Consider the following 1,947-nt stretch of genomic DNA (forward strand, 5'->3'; position numbering starts at 1 on the left):
TCCTTTTTATCCTCTACATCAGGCGCGACATCCAGTAGTTCCGTAAAACGCTTAAAGCCGGCCATCCCTTTTGGATAGAGTTCCATCAACGCACTGATTTTGTCAATCGGCTTAAATAATACGTTAACATATAAGACGAATGCAACCAGTTCCCCATAAGAGAGCTGCCCATGAAAAGTTAGCCAAGCTCCAATCACCAACACGGCAAGGGTCRTAAACCTCGTCATCATGTAAATGCCTGATAAACTAAATGACATAACCTTATAACCTAGTAGTTTCGCTTTACGGAATCTGCGATTATTAGTAGCAAATCTTTTCATTTCATATGTTTCATTCGTAAAGGATTGTACAACCCTCACTCCTGAGACGCTATCTTCCACACGGGCATTTACATCCGCAACCTCTGTATACATTTTCTTCCAAGCTTTATTCATCTTTAAATTACTTATGACAATCAATAACACGAGAAACGGTAAAATACAAACCGATACGAGTGCCAGTTTCACATTGATTGTCAACATAATCCAAAATGCACCTATAAAAGTCATGAAGGCAATGAATAAATCTTCGGGACCATGGTGAGCAAGTTCACCAATATCGAACAGATCATTGGTTATGCGGCTCATGATATGGCCGGTTTTCGTGTTATCAAAAAAACGAAAAGATTGTTTCTGCACATGCTCGAATAATTCCTCACGCATATCAGTCTCGATATTTATACCCAATTTGTGACCCCAGTACCCTACTATGAACTGTAAGAAGGTACTAATGATATAAAGCAGGAACAAACCGGCACTTACCGAAACTATGGCAGACCAATCGTCGCCAGGCAGCAGTGTATCAATAAACCACTGAACAGCTAGCGGAAATGCAAGTTCAAGTACAGCCACGACCACTGCACTGAAGAAATCAATAATGAATAACCGCTTATGCGGCAGGTAATATGAAGCAAAACGTCGAATCATCAAATTTTTCTCCTTTTTTACATATATTAAGGAGTATAATTCCATATTCCATATTGAGCAAGCATTTCAGAACGCCCACGTTCATATTATGGTAAAATCATTTATAAAAAAAGCCAACCCGGCTCATGCAATCTATTGAATCTAAGGAGTGAATCCAGTGTAAAAAAATAACCATTCTAAATATCCATGAACTTTATTTTCGTAAAGGATGGTATTCATGAAAAACACATCGTTTCGATGCCTTTGGATTGGTCAGGCATTTGCAAATCTTGGGGATATTTTTTATGTAGTCGGGTTGATTTCACTATTATATAATTTGACGGGGTCTGCCTTCTATTTGAGTTTGCTCCCGTTCATTACAACGATTTTTCGGTTCATCAGCAGTTTACTTGCCCCCCTCATCATCGACAGGTTTCCTTTAAAAAGAATCATCGTTCAATCTCAATGGTGGAAAACGCTCTTACTCGTTTGCCTAGGAATCTTTATAATAAGTTTCGATCATGGTTTTTCTGTTGCCGTCATTTTCTTCATTGCTTTGATTTCATTTTTGGACGGAGTCGCTGCCCCGGTTAGCGCAGCTTTGGTTCCTCAATTAGTTCCAAAAGAAGAGCGGATGAAAGCGAATGGCTTCTTGAATGTGATCACCCAGACCATCTTTGTAGCAGGATGGCCACTAGGTTCCGTCTTATTGATAAGTACCAACAGCAGTTTCATCATTTGGCTTACGGTCATGCTTTATGCCGTTTCAACGATCTATACAGGGAGAATCAAAGTCCCTGAACAAGCGACGGACCCTGTTGCTCCTTCAAACTGGGATTCGATTAAATCCGGATGGGTTGCGATTCATCAAATCCCAACTATCCGTACCCTCATTTCCATTGATTTCATAACCACTCTAGCTTCAAGCGTGTGGGTGGCTGCCGTTATCTATATATATGTAGAACAGAACCTGCAACTGGGTGAGGAATGGTGGGGGTACATT

The 1,947-nt window shown here is 40.3% G+C and carries 2 protein-coding genes; one reads left to right on the forward strand and one right to left on the reverse strand.

Features of this window, described 5'->3' with window-relative positions; all coding sequences use genetic code 11:
• The coding region (locus tag AC1DVB_RS26895) for an ABC transporter transmembrane domain-containing protein (protein WP_477591877.1) at positions 1–965 on the reverse strand (965 nt) is incomplete at its 3' end.
• A gap of 217 nt (positions 966–1,182) precedes the next feature.
• Here AC1DVB_RS26895 and AC1DVB_RS26900 point away from each other — a divergent pair.
• Positions 1,183–1,947, forward strand: a 765-nt coding sequence (locus tag AC1DVB_RS26900) for an MFS transporter (protein ID WP_477591879.1), incomplete at its 3' end; no start/stop codon positions are given.

This window comes from Peribacillus sp. P4_D6 (genome assembly GCF_056401795.1).